Below are 16656 nucleotides of genomic sequence, written 5' to 3'. Positions count from 1 at the left end.
GATTAATAGGAATATTTGGTTTTTTCATAGTTTTACATCAAATATTTCTATTAAAGTTATATCTCCTATGCCCCTTAATTCTAGATTTAAATCTTTTCTGTCAGTTTTGGCGTGTCTGACATTCAGTATTGCTCATGCCCAAAAGAGTAAAACGGCCAAAGCGGATACTGCCAAATTCGACCGCGACTATGCTTTGGAAGCCACTATGCTTGGTTTTTTTGCTAAGGATGGTGCACGCAATCCGACGCTTAAAGCCAATAAGGGTGACCGTGTTCGTATCACGATCACAAATGGAGAGCTGATGACCCATGATATCGCTATGGAAAAAATGGGAGTCAAGAGTAAGGTTATACTGGAAAAGGGCACAAGTACGAGTCTTGTTTTTACAGCTGACCAGACTGACACCTATTACTGTTCTGTTCCCGGACATCGTATTGCAGGTATGGTAGGGAGTTTCGAGGTAGTGAAAGGTTCGATTTCAGAGACTATGGTGACGGGATATCTTCCTGTACAAAATGGAAAAGTACTCAATCTGGATTTGGAAAAGGGCAATACTGCCGACTGGACAGCTACCGGCGAAGCTTTTAAAGATGCAATTTATTCGACCGACCCATCTTCTGTGCATGAAAAGGACATGCACATTGGATTTCAGGGGCAACATTTTCTGAGCAGTGGAGGTACGACTAACGCCAAACTAACTGGTCAGATTCAATCTGCTCCCTTTACAGTAACTCATCCGTTTGCCGCTTTCCGGGTATCAGGTGGAGCCTTGCAGGATACCCGTGTTGAACTCGTAGGTGCGGAGAAGCAAGAAGTTCTGTTTCATATCACGGGGCAGGGAAGAGCTACTTTGCAACCTGTGGTTGTGGATCTGGCAAACTATCAAGGGAAACAGATTTTTATCAGAATAATTGATAACGAGACCGGTATATCTCAAATTCCTTATATCCCGCATGATAAATGGGCACATATCAATTTTGACGATTTCAGGTTCTACTACACACGTCCTGAATTTCCCAATGAATTAAAGCAACAGGATATTATCATACTCCCACCGCTGGATCTCGTTTTGAATGCCGGCCTCTCAGGAAAAGATGCGGCCAAAGCGATGACGCCTCCACCGGGTTTCAAAGTAACATTAGCAGTTGCAGAGCCTGATATTGTACGCCCAATCAGTTTTACGATAGATTCGAGGGGCAGACTGTGGGTGGTGGAAGGACATACCTATCCTGTGCCGGCACCAGAGGGACAGGGAAGGGATCGCATCTTAATATTTGAAGATACCAATGGCGATGGTACACTGGATAGCAGAAAAGTTTTTGCAGAAGGACTCAACCTCGTAAGCGGGATAGAGGTAGGTATGGGAGGTGTCTGGCTTGGTGCAGCACCGTATCTGCTCTTTATACCTATTGATGAAAAAAATGATAAACCAGCTGGTCCGGTTCAGAAACTTCTCGACGGATGGGGAACCCAGGATACGCATGAAGTGCTCAACAACCTCAGGTGGGGACCCGACGGCTGGCTGTATGGAACACATGGTGTATTTACGCATTCAAATGTTGGAAAGCCCGGTGCTGCTGATAAAGACAGAGTCAAAATTAACGCGGGTGTATGGCGGTATCATCCTTCGAAACATACGTTTGAAGTTTTTGCGGAAGGAAGCAGCAATCCATGGGGTATCGATTTCAATGATTACGGTCATCCGTTCATTACGGTTTGTGTGATTCCGCATATGTATCATGTCATACAAGGAGCACGCTACCAGCGTCAGGCCGGCAATCATTTCAATCCTTATACTTTTGATGACATCAAAACCATAGCTGACCATGTACACTGGGTGGGAGAGCGAGGACCACATGCGGGTAATTTCAGGTCAGCTTCAGCCGGTGGTGGCCATGCGCATGCAGGGGCGATGATATACCTGGGTGGCAACAGCTGGCCCGAGGTATATCGAAACCAGATTTTTATGAATAACATCAATGGGGCCAGGCTTAATATTGACCAATTGACAAGAAAAGGGTCGGGTTATATAGCCACTCACCAGCCCGATTTTCTTGCGATGAACGACAGCTGGTCACAGTGGCTGAATATGAAGTATGATCCTTCCGGCTCGGTTTATGCGATTGACTGGTACGATAAAAACCAGTGCCATAGCCCCAATCCGGATGTACATGATAAAACCATGGGCCGGATTTTTAAAATTACTCATGACAATGACAAGTGGGTGAAAGTGGATTTGTCCAAAGCGACGGACAAAGAATTGGTTGCATATCAGCTTCATGCCAATGAATGGTATGTAAGGCTGGCGCGCACAATACTACAACAACGCGGAGCCAACAAGAAAGTACATAAAGCGCTTTGGGAAATACTGAATAGCAATCCGGACGTAACCCGCAAACTTCGTGCGTTATGGACACTCCATGTTACAGGTGGGATTAATGATAAAGAATTAGAAGCATTACTAAATGATAAGGATGAATATATCCGAAGCTGGGCTGTTCAGCTGATCGTAGAGGATAAAATTGTTTCAGTAAATGCACTTAAAAAGTTTGCTGAAATGGCAAAGAATGAAGAATCTGCCCTAGTGAGACTGTATCTAGTTGCTTCCATGCAGCGTATCGACATCGCATCTCGCTGGGAAGTAATGGAGGCACTGGCTTCCAAAGTGGAGGATAAGGATGATCATAATCTTCCATTAATGGTTTGGTACGGACTTGAACCTCTGGCGGCACTGGATGCCAGCCGTACACTTGCTATTGCAGAGAAATCCGTGTTTCCTAAAATGTTGCCTTTTGCTATTCAGAGAATCGGAGAGATTGGCTCAGTAGATTCTAAAAAGGCATTAAAAGAACTAAATGAGAAATTAGTAAAAAGCGGCTCTCATAATCAGCATGAAAGTATTATGCTGATTGGTAAATACCTGGATAAATAGTTTGGAGAAGAGATATAGGAAAAGGACGTGAAAGATTGCTTTGCACGTCCTTTTGTCTTCCTGCTGAGGATTTGGTTATCCTCCCGATTTCACATTTTTCTGATCATCGTTACTGATTTTTCTTGATTGCGTACCTTTAATCAAACCTCCGAATTCCCAGTTCAGAGACAGTCTCACTGAGCGCATCATGTAGCGATTGTTGAGCGTCGAATTGAAATCTGAAGCCCGTACCACATCTGTTCGTGAAATGTATTGACCAAACGGACTTACTGTTGTCAGCGTAACAGTCAGCTTTTTAGAGGGAATTTCCTTTTTTGCAGAGAAACTGTAGTACAACCAGGACGACTCATATCCTTGCAGGGTCACGCTCTTGGCATCGTAATCACCATATACCTGAACGCTGAAGTTTTTCGGAAGTTTCCAGCTGCTATTCAGGTTAATTCCCCAGGCAATACCATCATTACTGATATTTAGCGCACCACTTTGGAATTTGGCATATCTCACATTGGCATTGCTATTGAACTTCCACCCTGGTAAAATAGGGAAGGAGGTTGAAAAGTTAAGCCCATGCTGCGCATTGGATGCAAGATTTTGCTTCGAAGTTGTGGCAACACCATTATCTCCTATTGAAACCACACTTTCTATTGAATTATTGGTCTTGCGGGTAAATAAAGAGAAGTTGAGAAAAACATCATTGTCAGTCTGTAATGCATAAGTAAATTCAGTCTGATTAACTTCCTCAGGTCTGAGGCGTGGATTACCGACAGTGATATTATTCTGATCCTGGCTATTTGCATTCGGATTCAAATCCCATAGCGATGGTCTTGATATTCTTTTGGTATAACTCAACGTAAGGTTGTTGTTTGCATTGAGTTTTCGGAATAGTGTTGCGCTTGGTACAAAATTCCAGAATTCATTATTGAAAGAAGTATTCTGTATGCGTTGTTTGCCTTCCAGAAAGGTGCCTTCCATTCTTGCTCCTGCATGTAAAGCCCAACCATTTTTCCATTTGAGTTTGAGTTGCCCATAAGCAGCCACTACATCCTGCCTGTAGTCGAACTGATCCGATCGTGAACCAATCGGAACCAATACATCCGGATTGCTGTCGCTGCTCTCCTGTACATTGTAGTTCGTTCCACCATTTCTAAGTATTGCTTTCAATCCCGTTTCAAGGGCATGTTGTCCTGATTTGTCCAGCGGTAAAATGTAATCAGTCTGGAAAGTCCACTCATTATTGTTAGTACGGTTGTCGTTTGTTTCCCTGAAAAGAAGATTTCTTTCAAGTCCTGTTTGAGAGGAAATATAATTGAAATCATCGGTTGAGCGGTTGTGCTGTGCCATCAGGTAAAGTTCTTCTCCCGGTTTTCTGAACTTATGGGTATAACCCAGGTTCAAATCGAACCCTTTGCTGGGAGCTTGTGTTGTGGCCGATTGCTGATATTCTTCGAGTAACGCGTCATCTGCAGAGAATCGGCGGTTACGTTGTGTACTGTTGTCAGGCCATCTGCCCAACCAGCCATTCACAGAAAAATTGAAGAGGTTTAGAGAGTCGGGGGTATATTCAATCTGTATATCACCCGAGCTGTGCGGATTGGTATTGTCTTTTGTGATTTCCTGGTAAAGGCGTCCTGTTGGGCGGCCATTTTCAAGTGTAGTGCGGTCAAGTTCGGTTAATTCTTTGTTACGGAAACGGTGCAAGTGCAAAGTGGAATTGATATTCCATTTATCCCGGTTAACAGAAAGTCTTGGATTAATTGCCTGCTCCAGATTTCCACCTACAACTTCTACAGTTCCGCTTACACTCTGTTGTCCTTTTTTAGTAATAATGTTGATCACCCCGGCAGCACCTTCAGCATCGTAACGGGCAGAGGGGCTTGTGATTACTTCCACCGACTTGATAGATCCGGCCGGCATCATATTCAATGCATCTCCCGGGCTTCTTGCCATCTGACCGGAATACTTGCCATTAATAAGTATCCTGAGATTGGAATTACCCCGCATGGATACATTGCCAGCCGCATCCACATTAAGGATAGGAGCCTTGCGCAGTACGTCTGCAGCAGTACCACCATTGTTGCTGATGTCTTTTTCAGCATTATAGATTAACATACCAGGCTGCTGCTCTACAAGTTGTTTACTACCTGTGACCGTAACGGTCTGTAGCTGGTTTACCCGGGAATTAAGTAATATGTTACCAAAATCAAAAACTGGTTTCTGGCTGCTGATTTTGAAAAGAAGATTCTTCTGTCCATATCCCACAAATGAAAGGTTAATGAAATAGCTTCCTTCCGAAATATCGGACGATTTGAAATTGCCATTTTCATCAGAGTAGGTGAGTGCTATCACTTTTTGTTCAGCATCAAGAATACTGATGGTGGCAAACTCAATCGTCTTTTTTGTGGTTGAGTCGGAGACGTTACCTTTCACAAGATAAGGCGTTTTGGATGCCTGTCCAACCAGAATATGACTGCAAAACAGCAGTGAGAAAACAGTATAAATTCGGTAGTATTTGTTCATATGTTTTGTTAGTGATGCCGGCGTTTAAACCATGCACAAAGGTAGACGATGAAGGCCAACGTAAACTATCTGGCTGCTAATCCCGGATCGACGGTAGCAATCCCTGTCTTGCTGGTTCTGATCTTTTTGGATTTATCCTTTTTTCGTCTTCCCCACCAAATGTAGAATCCGGTGATCGGTAAGCTGGCACAGACCAGACTTGCAAGGAAATAGAGTATTTTACTTGTTGTTCCCAGAATGAGACCGGTGTGGATTCCATAGTTCGCCCGCATAATCCAGTCGGCAGCCTTCTCTTCGCTTAAAGGCGTCTGGGTACCTTTGGTTGGCAGCATGGTTTGTAAGTCAAAATAGATATAGCGCCACGAACCGTAAATCATATCTGTACAGGTGTACAAGGGTTCACTTGCATCTTTCGGATAACCAATAATAACTTCTTCCTTATTGTAGATAGCATACTCCTTACGGACCTTGTTCCATATCTGGTCGGTCTTTTGCATCAACAAAGCCTCTTTCATCGTGATAACTGGTTTTTCTTCCTTTGGCTCATTCCGGCGTTCCTTGCGAGGTTTGTTCACTCCGCCACTAAGCCAGTATACACTTTTACGCGCCCATTGAAAGCTCATCACAAGACCAGAAATGGCAATAATCAACGCCAGAAGCAAGCTGTAAAAACCCAATACATTATGCAAGTCATAGTTAACCCTTTTAAAACTGGCCTTCCACTTGATCTTGAAACTTTTATTGATATTTGCTTTGCTCCATTTCTTTGGAAACCAAAGTATGAGCCCGCTTAGGGTTAAAATAAAGAAAATGAACGTACCCCAGCCCACAATCGGGTCGCCGTATTTGGGAGGAAGCCACAGGTGACGATGTCCCTCATCTATTTCGTGGAAGAAATCTTCATGATCCTTAAAGGCGAGCATTTCGGCCGTATAGGGATTTACATAAAGAATAGAATCTGATTTGAGATTAACTTTTACGGATTTATCAAGACCGTAATACCAGATGCTTTGTATTTCTTTGTCCGGAACGTAAGCCTTAACTGCCTTAAATATCTCTGAGGGAGGTAGTTGTTCTTCACTGGTACGCGCCTCTACAGATCGCCACGGATAGATAATATCGGATATTTCCTGTTGAAACACCAGCAAACATCCTGTCACGCTGAGAATGATCACCACTATGCCGGAAAATAATCCGAGCCACAGGTGTATCCATGCATTTATTTTAGTAAACATAATTTTGCTCAGGTACAACATCGGCAGCTCCACACCAACTTTGGTAAGTGGCGCTGCCGACTGAAAAAAAATCAATTCAGTTTGAACAGAGTAGGTGTGTTGTCACTACCTCCTTCAATTTTCAACCCTTTGGTGAAAGTATCTTTTTCACTATTGTATTCCCACACGTAAATGGCATCTGCATTAGGGTCATTAACCGCGATATAGGCACTTCCCTCATGGACTACTGCCGAACGTGAATTGAGTACATAAGGAAGATCAAGTTTTTTAACTACCTGTTGCGTATTCACATCTACAACCAGGTATTCCCACATAGAAGCATACCACCAGTCGTTCCATTCTTTTACGTTTGTTTCTGCATCATGTGCACTGATGAGAAGTGCTTTGCCATTGCCAAGGTAACCAACACCCAGCTGCTTGTCTCCGTTGCGAATTGCTGAAACATTGAAGAAGTAACCCGGATCGATTTCGTAGCTGCCGTCCTTCACGCGATAAAAACCTGTTGGCATGGCCGGCTTATTGGCACCCAGTGCGATAGGGTGTGTCAATACGTAAGTGTTTCCACCTTCGCTGAACTGGCTGAAGTACCCGTTACGCAGTGCACCAATAGGCGCCGAGCGACCATCTTTACTTGTAACAGTAAGGTTAGTAAGTGTTGGGAAATCCATCACCGCCATGTAAGAAGAGTCGTAGTGAACCTTAGTCACTTCATTATACAAACCATATCCGATCAGCAGCTTGTTGCCTTTTGGAATGGCAGAGAAAATTCTCCTGCTATGGTCAGCCGGAATACCTGTTTTTTCAAACTCTCCCGTTTTTACAAGCGTCATTGTAGATGTATTTACGATCGCGTACAAGTTAGAGCTTCTTGGTCCGAACATCACCTGGTTGTCGTCCAACCATACGTGCCATCCAAGATATGGACTCGGAAAAGCTGTAAATACAATTTCTGATACTGTAGATAATACATCATTTTCAAAACGGTATTTGCCGAATTTTCCTGCGTTAGGGTCCAGATGATAGAAATCACGCCCTTTCTGAATAATATTTTCTTCCCAGGTAAATATGCTCGTTACATCTGTCCCTTTACCTACGGCCGAAATGCTACCCTCTGTCAAAGACGATGCGTTAAGCATGTATGAGTTGCCATTATCTGCGGTAAAAATTACTGCATATTCTCCAGGAGTAGATGGTGTCACTGTTTCGTTTCCTTCCTTGTCGTTACAGGAGAATAAGAACAGTGACGAGCATACGCTCAGGATCGAAACCCATTGTTTAAGTGAATTGTACATATATTTAGAAATTGATTAATAATTAAAAAGATTGTAAGAAGAGAGCACGTACCTCAGTTTCAGAGAGAAAGAGCGGCCTGGTTTTTGTAGTTTGAAATTGTCATAAGCAATCTGATCTGTCAGGTTGCGGCTTTCAAGAGTTATGTTGTATCTGCCCGATTTCAAAGAGTAGGTAATTCCAACATTCTGAATGAATTGAACTGGTATATAATCCTTGGTGGACTTATTACCCAGTTTCGACCAGCTGAGCGAGTAGCTGTTGATGAATTGTGTAAACCAGTTGAACTGCAGGCGGGTGCCTTTCCCGAACAGATCACTTTTTCCGATATTAAAATCCGTGCTACCGTAAAGCCACGGCTGGTTCGGAATGCGGCTCAGGTAGGTGATCTTTTCGCGGTTGGTTCCCCGCACGTAGCGTTCCCGGTCCACCGCGTTCATGTAACTCATATTCACAGAAAAGCTGAGTAAGCGGAAGTACTCATATCTCAAATCTGCTTCAAACCCATTGATTTTGATACCTCCTGCGTTGTAGTACATAGAGAAATCACCACCTACGGAGCTTAATGCAGGCATCGAATAGATATAGTTTTTGGTGTTACGGTAAAATGCTGAGGCTTCTGCGAAGAACGTGTGATTATTTACACGTTTCGTGAAAAACACGCCAAGGTTGTAGTTGTTGCTGTTTTCTGGTTGGAGATTGGCATTTCCAATCACCTCTTCCGCATTTCCGTACAGTTCGATCAGTCCTGGCAACCGAAGCGCATATTCATACGAAGCTTTAATACCCGTTCCTTCTGTCAGTTTGAATCGGGAAGCCCCGCCATATCCCCAGTAGCTGGAGTGCTCTTTGGATACTGAACTGTCGGTACCGATTACCTTACCTGAAAATCCGAAATGTTTAACAAAGAAGCTATTAGATAGCCTTGAATCAAAGAAATCCTGTTGGTAGGTAAAACCCAGAATCTTCTTGTTCAGGCGGTTTGACCGGTCGTAAGAGTGATTATAGGGGTCAATCTCATTGTAACTTTCCCTGAATGAAGCATTGTAGTTATAGTTCAGGTTGAACATGTGGTCTGGTGTCAGCGCATAGTTCAGGTTGAGCTGGGCAAGTGCATTTCCTCCCGTAAGATGCGTGATAGACTTGTTTACGTTTAATTCTCCGCTGGTTTGATTTACACGATCAGGAATTCCGTTCCACTGATACCAGGTTCTCGAACTTGTATCGGTAACCACCGATTTGTCATTCGAAATATTAGCAAAAGCCCTTAATGCAAGTCCTTTAACAAATAAATCGTCTTTGCGGTAACGCAGGGAGGGTACCGTGTTATGGCTTTTGTTGGTCATCTCTCCGATAACTTTATCCTGGGTAGCGCCCGTCTGGCGCTCTTTGTAGGTATTCGTATGTGTCAAACCCAGAACAAATACATCCGCCCATTTTTTGTTGGATATCCCCACTTCAATTTGTCCCATATAGGATTCAAAACCATCGTGAAAACGTCTGAGACGATCTTTTACAACGAATTTACCATCTTCAATTACCTGTAATTTTACATTCGCCTCAGGATTATTCCGCATCCAGTAGTTGTTGTCAGAAAAATTGTAGTAAGAGCTGATGTTGACCGTAATTCCGGATTTAGGAGCAGTGTAACTTCCTGAAAGGGCTGCACGGTGGGTGTTAAACGAACCGATGGAATAGCTTGCGTCCAGCTTGTTGTTACCTTTGCCTTTGGTAACTATATTGACAGCACCACCCAGTGCATCCGACCCCAGGTAAGCTGGAACAACACCTTTATACACTTCTATTCTTTCGGCAAGATTGACGGGTATGTTATTCAACGACAAACCTCCTCCGAATGACTCCATGGGTATTCCATCGATGAAAAACTTAATATGGTTTCCGGAGAGGCCGTTCAATGAAAACCGAAAGTCGGAACCCAAACCACCACTTTCCTGTATCCTGACACCACTCATACGGTTAAGCACCTGGTTAATGTCGGAAGATGTATTCGCAAATGCCTTCGTATCAAGTGCATTGACGTTATAGGCTCCTTCCTTAAGTGCTCTGCTTTCTGTTTTCCCAACAACGCGGACTTCATTCAGATGCTGTGAGTTTTCTTCCATCACGATCAGCACTTCCTGATTTTGTCCGCTTTTCAGCGTCACGTCCCGTTGGTGATTCTTATATCCTACTGCCGAAAACAAAAGTTGATAGGTTCCGGATTTAAGACCATTAATACGAAACTTACCGTCAGCGTCGGTATGTTCGCCCCGTGATGAATTTTTGATCTGAACCGCAACACCGGGAATTCCTTCTCCCGAAATCCCTTTGATGGTTCCGTGAACGTAGAGCTGAGCCATACTCTGCAATGAGTACAGCAGTAGGATAGAGGTAAAAATGAATCGGGTAGACTTACTGCGTAATTTTAAATCCATAAAGTTTTATATTACTTACTCTATGGAAGTAGCGCAGGCACTTTTATCCCGAAGGTCGAGGGAGAAAAATATTGGTAATTTTAGATAAGGTTCATTTTTGTTAACTAATAATGATGATTTAAATATTTGATTTTGAGTAAATTAAATACATTAAAATAAAATGTGAAATTTTTAGAAATAGGATGTTTTATGTGTTCGCGTGCCAGTTTTTACTGTATATTCGAGCGGAATTCTGATGTCTTCACTCCCGGGCTTCGACAAGCCTGACGGTTGCAAAGTCAGGTTTATACGCCACAGGTTGTTGTTAATGGGAAAGCGGAATTTGTTGGATCAGATCAGGTGGCAGTAGCCAAAGCTCTGATTAGTAGTTTTCAGAATACGCCAGGCAATTCTCTGAAATTGAATGGTGAGCGACACGAAGGGAAAATGGCTATTACCTATCAGGTTTCTGGAAAAATCGAGAGTTCGGAATTGGTGATTGCGGTGGTACAGAAACAGGCAGAACGGCATATCAAATGAGGTGGGAACATGGGCAGAACATTACGCCACGCGCAGATTGTAAGAGTGTTGCGCTCTTTTGCACTGGATAACTCCGGAAGAGGAGAGGTTATTGTCGGGTTACCGGAGGGGTTTTCGGCAGAAGACTGGGAAGTATTAGGACTGGTTCAGAATAAAAAGTCAGGTAATATTCTGGCAGCGAACCGATTAAAAATAACGTAAAATACTTAGCCTTAACGAGTATATTCAGTTAGGTAATTACTGTTAATATAATGCAGTGGCAAGATTGCGCCAGCCACTGCATTGTTGTTTTTCAGAGAAGTTTGCAATGAAGAAGCGGTTAATTTTTACCAGCTATTTCCTCCAATAAAATGTAACGCCCTCTATGCTTTTCCGTTTTTAAGCTGCTGTTCACATCCAGATACATGTAGGCCGCGTTTGCGTCTTTTTTGACGGCTGTCCATTGCGGCAAACCTTTTCCGTTTGGATCTCCTTTTTTGATAAAGTTGACAAAGTAATCCTGCATCGTTGCCGACACTTTATGGTCGTCCGGCGTCCAGGCATAGACCTTATTGTGTGAAAGATTTCCCATGGCATATTCGATTTCCGCAGAGTGTACTGCCCCTTTTGGCAATGGCGCTTTGCTGGCTTCCGTACTTTTGGAAACCCCACCTGCAAGGTTTGCTGTTACATTTCCTATCTCAGCACTCATAGCAGGACGTGGGCGGCCATAAAGATAGCGGTATACCGGTTTGTCGCCACCTGTTTTGCTTTGGAGATCTATCCATTTCCAGGTCCCGAACCCAATAAAACGATCACCTGCAAGATCGGTCGCCACCTGCTCCACTTCAGCGTCGGAGCTGGCTGAGTATTCCTTTAGAATCTTGTCGGCTTGCTCACCATATAGTTTCTGAACCGCCTTTTTGTAGTTTTCCAAATTAGGTTCCTCTTTGCCTAAAACCATTCTGAAATTCATTTCCTCCGTGTTCCAACCTGCAAGTAAAGGTACCTGAGACTGTTTTCCTTCTTGGAATATTTTCAAAGGGGCTTCAGGGAAAAAGTATCCGTCCACAGCAGAAGAGAATCGGGGGACGCCTGATCCTGCAGTAGCCTTCAATAATTCTTCAGCAGGTATAGCACGCATTTCTGCAAGTGTTTTCTTACCCAGCTGCTCGTTGAATTTGGCTCCTGCCTGCTCTGCCTGAGTCAATTGCACCGGTGGTAGTGTACCCAAGACTGAGCCGCTTTCGCCGATGGCTGCCGAGAAAAGGTTTTTAGACAGCGGAGAGGCCATCAATGCACTCACAGAAAGCGAACCAGCTGATTCTCCTGCAATCGTAACACGGTTTGGATCACCGCCAAAAGCTGCAATATTCTGTTTCACCCAGGCCAGAGCTGCTGCCTGATCCAGATATCCATAATTGCCGGAAGCGTTGTGAGGCGATTCCTTGGTCAGCGCTTCAGAAGCATAAAAGCCGAACACACCCAGGCGGTAGTTGACAGTGAGGCTCACAATACCTTTGGTTGCCATACTCTCTCCGTCGTAACGACCCTCTGAGCCATCACCTGCTATAAATCCTCCGCCGTAGAAATACACAAGTACAGGCAGTTTCTCGGTGGCCGATTTCGCAGGTGTCCATACATTTAGGTACAGACAGTCTTCACTCATGCCATCTGAGCGGAAACCCATGTCTCCAAATACTGCATTTTGCATGGCACGTGGACCAAATTTGTTCGTTTTTCGGATTCCCTGCCAGTTTTTAACCGGTTGTGGTTCACGCCATCTTAACGAACCTACAGGTGGCGCTGCGAATGGAATCCCCTTAAATGAGCGGACTCCGGATGATTCAGTGACGCCTTCAACCAGACCGTTAGCAGTTTTGGCTTGTGGCGCGGATGCCGTTTTAACGGATTGGGCAGTGGCTGTATGCAACATTTGCATAGCGAGCAACATAGTAATAAAAATAGTTTTCATTTAAGTCTTATGAAGAATAGGTGCTATTTAATTACGACAATCGGATCACTAAATCAATATTGTCTCATTGTGGGACAATAATAAATAAATCTTTTGACAATCTTTCTTTTTTCTAACTTGCACATCTTATTTTACTATAATGAGTGAACATAAAGAAAACCAACTACATCAGAATTCACGGGGAATTGGCTACTTACCCGGATTGGCTATGGATTTTGTGATTTTTGGATTTGATCAGGATCAGCTCAAAATTCTTTTGCTTGAATACCGTAACACTACGCTTTGTGCACTGCCAGGAGGGTTCATCAGAGAAAGTGAAAATTTGAACGATGCAGCCCGACGCGTGCTGCATGAGCGAACAGGACTTGCGGATATCTACCTTGATCAGTTTTATACTTTCGGAGATTTGGCCCGTTACGACAAGGTTCCCCTACGAACCATTATGCAGGCTAAAGGGATGAATCCGGCTGATGATCACTGGCTTTTACGCCGTTTCGTTTCAGTAGGTTATTATGCGCTTATCGATTTCAGCAAAGCCGCTCCGGTTCCCGATACACTTTCAGATACCTGCGTTTGGTATACATTGGAAAATCTGCCCCAGCTGATGCTGGATCACCAGGCAATTATTCAGAAAGCGCTGGATACGCTTAGGGCAGATCTTGACAGAAAACTGGGTGGGAATGATAGCTGGGCTGCACCTTTGCTTCCTGAGTCGTTTACTATGCGCGAACTTCAGAAATTATATGAAACGATTCTGGGCCAAAAGTTGAGACGCTCCGGTTTTCAGCGAAAGGTACTGGGGCTTGGCATACTGGAGAGGTTAGAAAAGCAGTATAGCGGAGGGGCGCACAAAGCACCTTATTTGTATCAGTTTGTGAAGGGGAATTAGAAAGAGAAGAAGTTTCCCCTCAACATATGTTAAGTATTCTCAGATTTCTCACGTTTAAGTTTGCATCCTGAACAAACCACAGGATATGAAAACATTGACAAAAGAGATTTTTGAGACTGTAAACAAAAGTGTATTTTCAAACATTGTGAAAATCACATCGCCGCACAGACTTGGGATCAGGTTGGTTCTGTTATCGATGCTATTGATTAGGTTAGAAGCTGATGCTTCGAAGGTGGATACCCTTCAAGTACACTCTACATCGATAAACAAACAGATTTTTACGCTGGTCATCAAACCGGAAAAGGGGGGGAGCTACCCTTCTGTCTATGTGTTACATGGCTATAGCGGCAATCCGATCAGAACCATTCAGGTGGATATTCCCTCGTTAAGAAAATTGGCAGATCTGTACCAAATTGTTTTTGTTATTCCCGATGGCGGCTATGATAAATGGTATCTGAATAGTAACAAACAAAAGAACGTGCAGTATGAAAGTTTTCTGGGAGAGGAGCTGCCTGCTTATATTGACCTGAATTATCCAACTATTAAAAGCCGTTTTGCCAGGGCGATAATGGGATGGAGCATGGGTGGTTACGGCTCGTTACGCGTGGGTGGTAAATACTCATCAAAATTTGGTGCTATAGGAAGTATGTGCGGAGCTGTTTCCATTGAGCCATATATGAAAGGTTTTGGGATAGATCAATTGATTGATGTGGCAGACTGGAAGAGTTATGATATTTTGTCGAACTGTGCGCAATATCAGTTCACGTAACAGCACCTGATCTTAACTTGCGGCGAGTCGGATCCTTTTTTGTCCTACAACAGAGCATTACACCAACAGCTCAGCCAACTCACAGTAGACCATAGTTATCTTGAACAGCCTGGTGCGCACAATTTTGAGTACTGGAGCGATGCGGCGGGGTGTGTGGTGCTGTTTTTGAATCAATATTTCGATGAGTATAAAAGAATGGCAGGGTAATAGTTTTGCTTGTTGCGGTAAGTTACTATGTCAGGGGATAGCCGCGTTCAGGAACTCATAAACTGAATAAATGCTTTTTAATAGAAGTATTCTTGCAGTTTATAATTCGATATGGCAGACAAACTAATTCAAAATATACCTTTTTCCATTCTGGATCTTGCCCCAATAACAGAGGGAAATGATGCAGGTGTAACGTTCAAAAATAGTCTGAGGCTCGCACAGCGCGTGGAAGAGCTTGGCTACAACCGCTATTGGCTTGCCGAGCACCACAACATGGAAAGTGTTGCCAGCTCAGCGACCTCAGTATTGATTGGCTATATTGCCGGAGGCACGAAAACAATCAGAGTTGGGAGCGGAGGTATTATGTTACCGAATCATGCACCGTTGATCGTAGCCGAGCAATTTGGTACGCTTGCGTCGCTATACCCCGACCGGATTGATCTGGGACTTGGTCGTGCACCAGGAACAGACCAGGTTACAGCACGAGCGCTCAGGCGAAACTATATGGAATCGGTGCAAGATTTTCCTGACGATATAATGGCATTGCAAACCTATTTTTCAAAGGACAATAGCAATGCAAAGGTGCGGGCGATTCCCGGAGAGGGGTTGGATGTTCCGATCTGGATATTAGGTTCGAGTCCTGATAGTGCGCATTTGGCTGCCCACCTGGGATTGCCTTATGCATTTGCAAGCCACTTTGCGCCTAATCATTTTCTTACCGCAATTCAACTTTACCGTAACAATTTCAGGCCATCAAAACACCTTGCTCAACCTTATGTGATGGCATGTGTGAATGTGATTGCGGCAGATACAAACAGTGAAGCCGAGCGGCTCGCTACTTCATTTCTGCAATTGGCTACCGGAATTATTACAGGTAAAAGACGTGCTTTGCAGCAACCGGTGGATAGTATGGATGGACTATGGAGCGACTATGAGGAAGCTGCGGTGATGCAAATGATGAAATACACTTTTATCGGCGACAAAGATAAAATCAGTAAAGATCTGACGTATTTTCAACAGCGTACGCAACTTGATGAGCTCATGGTGACCAGTCACATCTACGATCCGCAGGCGCGTATTCATAGCTATGAGGTTTTGAAGCAGGCGCAACAAGAAGGCTAAAAGTAGTTCCCTGGATTTATAATATGAATAAGAAGCACTTAGCTTGATGGCTGAGTGCTTCTTATTATGGGCTTGTTTCCATACCAAACGTATCTAATTTTGTCCCGCGTATTGTCCGCTATACGGAAAATGCCGCTTGAATTTCTTCAAACGGCATTTTGCAGAGAGGAAGAGATTCGAGCCCAAAACGTAAAAAATTAATAATCAACGCATTGCAACTCTTGGTTTAAATCTCCCACGATTCTCCCGCTAATCAAAATTCCCCAATAAATACCTTAATCATTACCGACATCAGCAGGTATCAATCCACCTCTAAAGTAACAACGTGATTACTAATATCCAAATGCAGGCTTTCTTAAGGAAGTTCTGCACTACCATTTTCGTGGAGTGTTTCCGCACTGTGAGATGCAGGGATCTGAATAAACCAAGCAATTAGCTTATATTGAGGTAATTACGACATATCTTTGGTCAGGCTAAACTGATAACTCACTGGCTTTTGAAGGTAATAACTGATCGCCTGTAAAAGCAATAGAAAATACCGGAACACTTTCTAAAACCCTCTCCGCTTAGCAGAGTATATCTACCTTCAACAATTACTCTAACCAGTTCTCAAAACATAATACGGTTATACCCGCATTCTGTATGAAATCTGCTACGAGAATATAAAACCTTCAGTTAGTATCAAGGATAATAAAATCATTTCTAAGCAATTAGAACTACCTATTTAATGTAAGACGATCACCAAAAACTAGATCGAGCCAGTAAAGGTACCTGTTTCTAGGTAACC

The 16656-nt window shown here is 43.6% G+C and carries 11 protein-coding genes; 6 read left to right on the top strand and 5 right to left on the bottom strand.

Annotation, left to right across the window (positions count from 1 at the left end):
- Positions 1-67: 67 nt before the first annotated feature.
- Complete coding sequence (locus tag DSL64_RS23845; RefSeq protein ID WP_115833467.1) at positions 68-2932, top strand: PVC-type heme-binding CxxCH protein; 2865 nt, start codon at positions 68-70, stop codon at positions 2930-2932.
- 75 nt (positions 2933-3007) lie between these two features.
- On the opposite strand, the gene DSL64_RS23840 is transcribed toward DSL64_RS23845, so the two are convergent.
- The 4 genes from DSL64_RS23840 to DSL64_RS23825 all read right to left on the bottom strand — a co-directional run bounded on the left by DSL64_RS23840 (position 3008) and on the right by DSL64_RS23825 (position 10409).
- Positions 3008-5449, bottom strand: coding sequence for a TonB-dependent receptor (locus tag DSL64_RS23840; protein ID WP_115833466.1), 2442 nt, complete (start codon positions 5447-5449; stop codon positions 3008-3010).
- A gap of 65 nt (positions 5450-5514) precedes the next feature.
- Positions 5515-6759 (bottom strand): PepSY-associated TM helix domain-containing protein, encoded by a 1245-nt coding sequence (locus DSL64_RS23835; RefSeq protein ID WP_229217208.1) that lies wholly within the window; start codon positions 6757-6759, stop codon positions 5515-5517.
- On the bottom strand, positions 6756-7976 hold the full coding sequence (locus DSL64_RS23830) for a DUF4374 domain-containing protein (protein WP_115833465.1): 1221 nt from the start codon (positions 7974-7976) through the stop codon (positions 6756-6758). Before DSL64_RS23830 ends, DSL64_RS23835 begins: the two co-directional genes overlap by 4 nt.
- 15 nt (positions 7977-7991) lie before the next feature.
- The gene (locus DSL64_RS23825; RefSeq protein WP_199539488.1) at positions 7992-10409 is read right to left on the bottom strand and encodes a TonB-dependent receptor; all 2418 of its coding nucleotides are present in this window, start codon (positions 10407-10409) and stop codon (positions 7992-7994) included.
- A 270-nt stretch (positions 10410-10679) separates the two neighbouring features.
- Here DSL64_RS23825 and DSL64_RS23820 point away from each other — a divergent pair, with 270 nt between their 5' ends.
- Together DSL64_RS23820 and DSL64_RS23815 are read left to right on the top strand one after the other, a co-directional pair.
- The gene (locus DSL64_RS23820; protein WP_115833463.1) at positions 10680-10928 is read left to right on the top strand and encodes a DUF1223 domain-containing protein; all 249 of its coding nucleotides are present in this window, start codon (positions 10680-10682) and stop codon (positions 10926-10928) included.
- A 9-nt stretch (positions 10929-10937) separates the two neighbouring features.
- The gene (locus DSL64_RS23815; RefSeq protein ID WP_115833462.1) at positions 10938-11129 is read left to right on the top strand and encodes a hypothetical protein; all 192 of its coding nucleotides are present in this window, start codon (positions 10938-10940) and stop codon (positions 11127-11129) included.
- Positions 11130-11247: 118 nt separating this feature from the next.
- On the opposite strand, the gene DSL64_RS23810 is transcribed toward DSL64_RS23815, so the two are convergent.
- Positions 11248-12882: a carboxylesterase/lipase family protein gene (locus DSL64_RS23810; RefSeq protein ID WP_115833461.1), complete on the bottom strand. Its 1635-nt coding sequence runs from the start codon at positions 12880-12882 to the stop codon at positions 11248-11250.
- A 139-nt stretch (positions 12883-13021) separates the two neighbouring features.
- Here DSL64_RS23810 and DSL64_RS23805 point away from each other — a divergent pair, with 139 nt between their 5' ends.
- The 3 genes from DSL64_RS23805 to DSL64_RS23795 all read left to right on the top strand — a co-directional run bounded on the left by DSL64_RS23805 (position 13022) and on the right by DSL64_RS23795 (position 15869).
- Positions 13022-13771, top strand: coding sequence for an NUDIX hydrolase (locus tag DSL64_RS23805; RefSeq protein WP_115833460.1), 750 nt, complete (start codon positions 13022-13024; stop codon positions 13769-13771).
- Positions 13772-13856: 85 nt separating this feature from the next.
- Positions 13857-14540, top strand: a complete 684-nt coding sequence (locus tag DSL64_RS23800; RefSeq protein WP_115833459.1) for an alpha/beta hydrolase — start codon at positions 13857-13859, stop codon at positions 14538-14540.
- A gap of 318 nt (positions 14541-14858) precedes the next feature.
- On the top strand, positions 14859-15869 hold the full coding sequence (locus DSL64_RS23795) for an LLM class flavin-dependent oxidoreductase (RefSeq protein WP_115833458.1): 1011 nt from the start codon (positions 14859-14861) through the stop codon (positions 15867-15869).
- Positions 15870-16656: the final 787 nt, after the last annotated feature.

Origin of the sequence: Dyadobacter luteus, assembly GCF_003383615.1 — a bacterium.
Lineage (GTDB): Bacteria > Bacteroidota > Bacteroidia > Cytophagales > Spirosomataceae > Dyadobacter > Dyadobacter luteus.
Note: the sequence above shows the minus strand (reverse complement) of the source record. Positions and strands in the feature narration are given on the sequence as shown.

What these genes read in the sequence shown, in the direction of transcription:
- DSL64_RS23800 (WP_115833459.1), top strand. Translation starts at nt 13,857, where the DNA reads ATGAAAACATTGACAAAAGAGATTTTTGAGACTGTAAACAAAAGTGTA.
- DSL64_RS23795 (WP_115833458.1), top strand. Translation starts at nt 14,859, where the DNA reads ATGGCAGACAAACTAATTCAAAATATACCTTTTTCCATTCTGGATCTT.
- DSL64_RS23815 (WP_115833462.1), top strand. Translation starts at nt 10,938, where the DNA reads ATGGGCAGAACATTACGCCACGCGCAGATTGTAAGAGTGTTGCGCTCT.
- DSL64_RS23840 (WP_115833466.1), bottom strand. Translation starts at nt 5,449, where the DNA reads ATGAACAAATACTACCGAATTTATACTGTTTTCTCACTGCTGTTTTGC.
- DSL64_RS23830 (WP_115833465.1), bottom strand. Translation starts at nt 7,976, where the DNA reads ATGTACAATTCACTTAAACAATGGGTTTCGATCCTGAGCGTATGCTCG.
- DSL64_RS23825 (WP_199539488.1), bottom strand. Translation starts at nt 10,409, where the DNA reads ATGGATTTAAAATTACGCAGTAAGTCTACCCGATTCATTTTTACCTCT.
- DSL64_RS23845 (WP_115833467.1), top strand. Translation starts at nt 68, where the DNA reads ATGCCCCTTAATTCTAGATTTAAATCTTTTCTGTCAGTTTTGGCGTGT.
- DSL64_RS23805 (WP_115833460.1), top strand. Translation starts at nt 13,022, where the DNA reads ATGAGTGAACATAAAGAAAACCAACTACATCAGAATTCACGGGGAATT.
- DSL64_RS23810 (WP_115833461.1), bottom strand. Translation starts at nt 12,882, where the DNA reads ATGAAAACTATTTTTATTACTATGTTGCTCGCTATGCAAATGTTGCAT.